This window comes from Klenkia sp. PcliD-1-E (assembly GCF_024124375.1).
Lineage (GTDB): Bacteria > Actinomycetota > Actinomycetes > Mycobacteriales > Geodermatophilaceae > Klenkia.
The window spans coordinates 1-7,789 of record NZ_JAMXRZ010000159.1; the positions used below are offsets into that span (position 1 = coordinate 1).

At 72.1% G+C, this 7,789-nt stretch carries 6 protein-coding genes and 1 tRNA gene; all 7 read right to left on the reverse strand.

The features are described from left to right. Positions 1-1,438: PIG-L family deacetylase (locus tag NH342_RS20825; RefSeq protein ID WP_253017924.1), on the reverse strand; the 1,438-nt coding region annotated here is incomplete at its 3' end. A 259-nt stretch (positions 1,439-1,697) separates the two neighbouring features. Continuing rightward, complete coding sequence (locus tag NH342_RS20830; protein WP_253017926.1) at positions 1,698-3,347, reverse strand: sugar transferase; 1,650 nt, start codon at positions 3,345-3,347, stop codon at positions 1,698-1,700. Between the two features lie 267 nt (positions 3,348-3,614). Continuing rightward, entirely contained in the window at positions 3,615-4,265 is a 651-nt protein-coding gene (gene pth / locus NH342_RS20835; RefSeq protein WP_253017928.1) for an aminoacyl-tRNA hydrolase, read from the reverse strand. 8 nt (positions 4,266-4,273) lie between these two features. Beyond that, a complete protein-coding gene (locus NH342_RS20840; protein ID WP_253017930.1) occupies positions 4,274-4,969 on the reverse strand; it encodes a 50S ribosomal protein L25/general stress protein Ctc in 696 nt (231 codons plus the stop codon). A gap of 135 nt (positions 4,970-5,104) precedes the next feature. Continuing rightward, complete coding sequence (locus NH342_RS20845) at positions 5,105-6,085, reverse strand: ribose-phosphate diphosphokinase (RefSeq protein ID WP_253017932.1); 981 nt, start codon at positions 6,083-6,085, stop codon at positions 5,105-5,107. After that, the gene (glmU, locus tag NH342_RS20850; RefSeq protein WP_253017934.1) at positions 6,082-7,545 is read right to left on the reverse strand and encodes a bifunctional UDP-N-acetylglucosamine diphosphorylase/glucosamine-1-phosphate N-acetyltransferase GlmU; all 1,464 of its coding nucleotides are present in this window, start codon (positions 7,543-7,545) and stop codon (positions 6,082-6,084) included. The genes NH342_RS20845 and glmU overlap by 4 nt, the downstream gene beginning before the upstream one ends. Positions 7,546-7,576: 31 nt before the next feature. Then, positions 7,577-7,649 (reverse strand) — tRNA-Gln (locus NH342_RS20855). Positions 7,650-7,789: the final 140 nt, after the last annotated feature.

A 7,789-nucleotide genomic window follows, 5' to 3' on the forward strand; every position in this document is an offset into this window, starting at 1 on the left:
TCGTGGTCGGCGCCGTCGTCGTGGTCGGCGCCGTCGTCGTGGTCGGCGCCGTCGTCGTGGTCGGCGCCGTCGTCGTGGTCGGCGCCGTCGTCGTGGTCGGCGCCGTCGTCGTGGTCGGCGCCGTCGTGGTCGGCGGCGTCGTGGTCGGCGGCGTCGTCGTGCCCCACGCCTCGATCTCGGAGAGCCCCACGTTCCCGGTCGTGCTGCTCACGGACGTCACGGTGAACCGGAGCGACGTGGTGGTGCGAGCAGGGAACGTCACCGACGTCGCCCCGCCGCCGTTGTCCAGCGTCGGCACCGACACCGTCCGGCCGTCGGAGAACGTCAGGGTCGCCCCGGTGACCTGGTCCCACTGGTTGGGCCGGTCGAACAGCACGACACCGTTCAGCTCGACGGGCGAGGCCCAGGCGAGGTCGAGCCAGGCGCCGGCGCCCTGGCCGGTCGTCGCCCATTCCGCGGTGTAGTCCCCGGGGTAGCCGTCCGTCTTGCCGTCGATGGCCTTCACCGCGGTCTGCGCGTCGGCCCAGTTCTCCGAAGAAGCGCTGGCAGTCGCCGTACCCGCAAGGTTCGTCCCGGTCGGAACGGTCGGAGGCGTGGACGTCTCGTCGTTCGTGTGGCTCCTCACCAGCCAATCGCCGGAGCTGCCGTAGGCGCACTCGGCGGCGCTCGTGCACGAGCCGGGGTCGTACGGCGCATAGGCGAAGAACGCGTTCTGCTTCGCAGTGAGGTCGTCACCGGACACGTTCGGCGGCAATGCCGTCGCTGGGTAGCCGAGATAGGCGGAGAACGCAACCGCGGGAACGACAGCGGCGCGAGCAGCGGAGGCCAGCCGGGCGACCGCGTGGTGGTCGCTGTGGTCCCCGTCGCCGTACGCGCCGTGGTCATCCAGCGTGCGCACGACGGTGGGCGACGCCGACGACATGATCCCGGCCAGCACCGCGACCAGCTCGCTGCGCGTGTACGTCTGCGTCGGGCTGTCGAGGGTGCTGATGGAGCTGGTGCTGCCCAGCTCAAGCTGCTCGAGGCTCCGGTAGTCGGACCGGGGGCTCCCGGAGCCGTCCATGAAACCGTCTGGGAGGCGGAGGAAGTAGAGGGAGACTGCCGGGGACCCAGCGAGCACCGACCGCGTGACGGACTTCCCGGACACGGTCACCTGTGAGGTGGTCCAGGCGTTGGTGGTCCCGGCCATGGTGGCGTAGGCGGCGCGGACCCCGTTCTCACGGCTCAGGTAGTAGGAGTCCTGGCCGCCGGCATCACCCGAGGTCACGTAGACCGTCGTGGCGCATCCACCCGATGCGAGCTCGCGGAGGATGGCCGGGTTGATGAAGAACAGGTCGTCGTCCGGGTGGGCAACCACGTTCACCGAGGAGGTCGAGCACGACGCTGCATGGGCGACGCCGCCTCCCAGGCCGAGCACGACCATGGCGAAGGCGAGCACGCCCGCCAGCGACCGGCCGTGTCCACGCACCGAACTGCGGCGATCTGTGGTCCGTCCCTGCGCACGTCGTGTGCGGCTCATCTGTCCCTCTTCCAACGGGTCCTGATGTACACGACCGAGCAACTCCGCGGCGGCGTGCGGTGGATGATGACGTGCGCATCGGCATTGTCGAGCGGAACGTACAACCCGACGGCAGCCTTGAAGGTGCAGCTCAGCGCGCTATGACCCTGAGTGGTCGATCATGCACTCGACCGGGTGATCAGTAGGCACCGGATCCATGCATGACGGCTCGTGCGGTTCGCCAGAGAATGGAGAAGTCCCTGCCCAGGGACCAGTTCTCGACGTACCGGACGTCGAGCTCCACGGACTCGTCCCACGACAGGTCGGACCGCCCGCTGACCTGCCAGAGCCCAGTCACCCCTGGCTTGACGAGCAATCTGCGCTGCATGTCGTCCCCGTACTGCGCGACCTCCGTGGCCAGAGCCGGCCGGGGTCCGACGAGCGACATCTCACCGCGCAGGACGTTCAGCAACTGGGGCAGCTCGTCCAGCGAGAAGCGGCGCAGCACTCGACCGACCCCGGTCACCCGCGGGTCAACTCGCATCTTGAACAGGACACCGTTCCCGTCGTCCGCCTGCTCCAGAGCTGTGAGGACCGCGTCCGCCCCGACCACCATGCTCCGGAACTTCAGCAGCCCAAATTCGCGACCACGCTTCCCGACCCTGCGCTGCCGGTAGAAGACAGGACCCCGACTGTCCACCTTGACCGCGACAGCGATGACCACCAGCAGTGGGGCCAGGAGCATGAGCACCAGCAACGCAACAGTGCGGTCGATCGCCGACTTGACGACCCGCCGCATTCCCCAGAAGTCGGGTTCGTCGATCTGGATCAGCGGGACGCTGACCGTCGGGCGGACGTGCAGACGATCAGGGGCGACCTCGATCAGACCGGGCACGACGAGGAGGTCGATGTTGGTCCCCTCGAGCTTCCAGGCCAGCTCGCGCAGGTAGGCCGCCGCGGTCTCGCTCGTGGAGGCGACGATCACAGCGTCGGCACGGACGTTGCCCAGGACGGTCTCGACGTGGTCCAGACCGCCGAGGACGTGCACACCTTCCCTGCCCAGCCCACCAGCACTGGCGGGGTCGGGGACGCAGGCCCCGATGACCTGCCAGCCTGCGGCAGCATCTCGACGCAGCCTCGTCACGAGGTCGACGAGCGCCACCTCTCTGCCGACCACGACCACGCGCTTCGCCATGTGGCCCTGGCGCCGCGCCCGGTGGAGACGGCGCCGCTGCAGGTTGCGGCCGAGGATGCTGAGCACTGTCACCGCAGGCATCGCGACCAGGACCAGGTCCCCCAGCGAGACGTCGGGATTGGCAGCGAGGAGCATCCCCAGAGCTGCGGTGCCGGCCATCCCGCCCAGGAGCACCCGGTGGTACTCGGACGCGCCCGTCCCGAGGCGACGCTCGCCGTAGGCCCCGGCGAGCGCGAGGGCGGCCACCCAGGCCGTTGCCACCAGAACACCCGACGCGGTGGACAACCACTGGCGGTCCCCCACGCTGGCCATCCCGAGCAGGACGAGACCAGCGACCGCAGCGTCCCCGACCACCAAGCTGGCGGTGTAGTTGACCAGCCACTCCGGGGTCCGACGACGGCGCGCGGAGTAGGGGTCGTACGCGGGCCCGACCGCGACGTACGCGAGGCCGCGGTCGGTGGCGCGACGGTTCTGACCGGCCACCAGCCGCGGCCCGCCGAGGGAACGCCGCGACGGGACCGGTCGCTGCTGCCTGATGGGGCGGACCGAGCTGTGGGCCAACAGCGCGTCGCTGTCGATGCCGGAGATCGCGGCTTGGGCGGCCACCTCAGCAGCACGGTCCAGCTCGCGCTGCTTCGTGGCACGAGCACTCACGGCGAGAGCGCTCGGGTCCATCGGTCCGACCGGACGGTCGTCGAAACGGCGGCCGGGACGGTCGCCCCCGTCGGCCGCAGGCGACGCCGACTTGCTCGTGGCCACGTGTCACTCCCCAGGTCCAGGCCGATGCTGCGAGTCCACCCGAGCAACCAACTCGCAGGACCCCACGCAGTGCAACGACAACCCTGGGGATTTCGTGACGCACCGTCAACGACTTCGGTCGCGAGACCACCCGGACGAGCTACGAAACTGCTGTGAATCGAGTCACCGACGTGGGTGGACCACGTTCTGCGCCGCCTCGAGGCCCTTCTCCAGCAGCAGCTCGACGGCGTCGGCGGCCTCGCCCACCAGCAGGTCGAGGGTCTTGCGCTCGGTGGCGGAGAAGTCCTTGAGCACGAAGTCGGCCGGGTCCTGCCGGCCGGGCGGCCGGCCGATGCCGACCCGCACGCGCAGGTAGTCACGGGTGCCGGTGGACCGGGAGATGGAGCGCAGGCCGTTGTGGCCGCCCTCGCCGCCGCCGCGCTTGAGCCGGACCACCTCGAAGTCCAGGTCGAGCTCGTCGTGCACGACGACCAGGCAGGTGGGGTCGATCGAGTGGTAGTCGAGCAGGCCCTTCACCGGGCTGCCGGACTCGTTCATGTACGTGCCCGGCTGGGCCAGCACGACCCGCCGTCCGGCGAGCCGGCCGTCCCCGGAGGCCGACCGCGCCCGCGGGCCCTTGCCGGGGGACAGCTTCACGCCGGCGCGGGCGGCCAGCTCGGCCAGGACCATCGCGCCGACGTTGTGCCGGTTGCCGGCGTAGCCGGGACCGGGGTTGCCCAGCCCCACGACCAGGAAGGGTCCGGCGGGGGGCTCCGGGGACGCCGCAGGGGCGCCGGCGGTGCCGGCGCCCCTGCGGGTCGTGCTCTCGGTCAACGGACCGCTCAGGCGTCCGCGGAGTTCCCGGCGGCTTCCATCGACTCGCCGCTGCCCTGGTCGGAGGGCTCGGGGACGACGTCGCCGTCGGCGTCGGACTCCTCGCGCTCGATGCCGGCCTCGGCCTCGGCGGCCTCCAGCTCGGCCTCGAGGGCCTCGGCGGTCGGGGCGGCCAGGAAGCCGATGACCTGGGCCTCGGGGTCGGTGAGCAGGGTGGCGCCCTCGGGCAGGGTGACCTCGCCCGCGGTGATGCCCTGCCCGGCCGCGCGGCCCTCGACGTCGACCTCGACGTTCTCGGGGATGTTCGTGGCCGGGACCTCGATCGAGATCGTGTTGAGCTCGAAGTTGGTGATGGTCTCGGGCGCGACGTCGCCGGTGACGGTGACCGGGACGTCGACGGTGACCTTCTCGCCGCGGCGGACGACCAGCAGGTCGACGTGCTCGTGGACGCGGGTCAGCGGGTCGCGCTGCACGGCCTTGGTCAGCGCGAGCTGCTCCTTGCCGTCCAGGACGACGGTCAGCAGGACGTTGCTGCCGCCGTTGCGCAGCGCCGCGGCGAACTCGCGGGCCGGCAGCGACAGGTGGACGACGTCCTGGCCGTGCCCGTACAGGACGGCGGGGATCCGGCCGGCACGCCGGGTGCGCCGGGCGCTGCCCTTGCCGAACTCGGTGCGGGTCTCGGCCTCGAGACGGAAATCAGCCACGGTGGTGTGCTCCTCGCAGATCAGCTGGTGGGTGCCGGCGCACGACGGGCGCACCACTCGCTGGGAGGCACACGCACGTCGATCACGGAGCGGACGCTCCCTCGCCGGGCAACAGCCGCAGAGACTACCCCAGGGTCACGAGGCGCCGTCGAACAGGCTGGTCACCGAGCCGTCCTCGAAGACCTCCTTGATCGCCCGGGCGAGCAGCGGGGCGATGGAGAGCACCGTGAGCTTGTCGAACTGCCGCTCCGGCGGGACCGGCAGCGTGTTGGTGATCAGCACCTCGGCCGCCCGGCTGTTCTTCAGCCGGTCGACGGCCGGGCCGGACAGCACGCCGTGGGTGGCGGCGATGACGACGTCGGCGGCCCCCTCGTTGAACAGGGTCTCGGCGGCCTTGGTGATCGTGCCGCCGGTGTCGATCATGTCGTCGACCAGGATGCAGACCCGGCCCCGGACCTCGCCGACCACGCGGTTGGCGACGACCTCGTTGGGCCGGGTGATGTCGCGGGTCTTGTGGATGAAGGCCAGCGGGGTGCCGCCGAGCTTGTCCGACCAGCGCTCGGAGACCCGGACCCGGCCGGAGTCCGGCGAGACCACGGTCAGGTCGCGGTCGCCCCACTTGCGCTTGACCTCGTCGATCAGCAGGTCCATGGCGAACAGGTGGTCGACCGGGCCGTCGAAGAACCCCTGCACCTGCGCGGTGTGCAGGTCGACCGACATCAGGCGGTCGGCGCCGGCGGTCTTGAACAGGTCGGCCACCAGCCGGGCAGAGATGGGCTCGCGGCCGCGGTGCTTCTTGTCCTGGCGGGCGTAGGGGAAGAACGGGGCGACGACGGTGATGCGCTTGGCCGAGGCGCGCTTGGCCGCGTCGACCATGAGCAGCGACTCCATCAGCCAGGTGTTCACCGGCGAGGTGTGGCTCTGCACGATGAAGGCGTCCGACCCGCGGACGGACTCCTCGAACCGCACGTAGAGCTCGCCGTTGGCGAACTCGTAGCTCGACGTCGGCGTCGGCGCCACGCCCAGGTGGCCGCCGATCTCGTCGGCGAGCTCGGGGAAGGCCCGGCCGCTGAAGAGCATCAGGCTCTTGGTCGGCGTCTGCGTGATCGCGCTCATGACTGGGTCCCCTGGGCGTCGTCGGAGGTCCTGCCGGTGGCCGCCTCGGCCGCCGCGGCGGCCGCCGTCCCCGGCCGGCGGCGGCCCACCCAGCCTGCCACATTCCGCTGGGTGGCCCGGGCCACACCCATCGCCCCCGGCGGGACGTCGGAGGTGATCACCGACCCGGCGGCGGTGTAGGCGCCATCCCCCACGGTGACCGGCGCGACGAACATGTTGTCGGCACCGGTTCGGGCGTGCGAGCCGATCGTGGTGTGGTGCTTGGCCACGCCGTCGTAGTTGACGAAGACGGTGGCCGCCCCGATGTTGGTGCCCTCGCCGATGGTGGCGTCGCCGACGTAGGACAGGTGCGGGATCTTCGACCCCTCGCCCACCTGGGCGTTCTTGGTCTCCACGAACGTGCCCACCTTGGCGCCCCGGGCCAGCCGGGTGCCCGGCCGCAGGTAGGCGAAGGGCCCCACGGACACCTCGGGCCCGACGACGGCGAGCTCGGCGTGGGCGCGCACCACCCGCGCGCCCTCCCCCACCTCGGTGTCGGTGAGCGTGCTGTCCGGCCCGACCTCGGCCCCGGCGGCGACCACGGTGGCCCCCAGCAGCTGCACGCCCGGGTGCAGCACGGCGTCCTGCCCCACCTCGACGGTGACGTCGACCCAGGTGGTGGCCGGGTCGACCACGGTGACGCCGGAGCGCATCAGCTCGTCGAGCACCCGGTCGTTCAGCGTGCGCCGGCGGGCAGCGAGCTCGCGGCGGTCGTTGCAGCCGAGGGTGTCCTCGGCGTCCTCGGCGCGGTGGCCCCCGACCTGCGCGCCGTCGCCGACCAGCAGGCCGAGGACGTCGGTGAGGTACTGCTCGCCCTGGTCGTTGGCCGCGCCGACCCGGGCCAGCGCGGCCCGGACGGCGGCGCCGTCGCCGACGTACACCCCGGCGTTGACCTCGGTGATCCGGCGCTGCTCGGGACCGGCGTCGCGCTCCTCCACGATCGCGGTCACCTGGCCGGTGCCGTCGCGCACGATGCGGCCGAGCCCGGTCGGGTCGGGGACGTCGGCGGTGAGCACGGTGAGCACGTCGCCGGCCCCGTGGTGCGCCTCCACCAGCGCCGCGATCGTCGAGGCCCGCAGGAGCGGGGCGTCGCCGTTGACGATCAGCACGGCGCCGCTGAGCCCGGTGAGGGTGTCCAGGGCCAGCGCCGCGGCGTGGCCCGAGCCGTTCTGCTGCTCCTGCACCACGGTCCGCGCGTGCGGGGCGACGTCGGCCAGGTGCGCCTCGACCTGGTCGCGCCCGGAGCCGACCACGACGACGGTGGCGCCCGCCCCCAGCGGCTGGGCCGCGGCCAGCACGTGGCCGAGCATGCTGCGCCCGCCGAGGGCGTGCAGCACCTTCGGTGTGCGGGAACGCATCCGCGTCCCCTGTCCGGCCGCCAGCACGACGACGGCGGCGACGGTCTGGGCGGGCTGTGCCAACGGATCTCCCCTGGACGACTCGGCGGACCAGCTGGGGGACTCGGACTCGAACCGAGACTGCACAGCTCCAAAGGCCGGCGGGCTGCCGATTACCCCATCCCCCACGACCCCGGGTGGGCCCGGGGACTGCCCGAGCCTAGGGCGCGGCGGGGCGCGGGGCGACCACGGCCCGGGCGCTCAGCCGGCCAGCCGGGCGCCGGGCACCGGGCCGTGCACCGCCCGGACGGCGCGGAACACCCCGCCG

What these genes read in the sequence shown, in the direction of transcription:
- NH342_RS20845 (WP_253017932.1), bottom strand. Translation starts at nt 6,085, where the DNA reads ATGAGCGCGATCACGCAGACGCCGACCAAGAGCCTGATGCTCTTCAGC.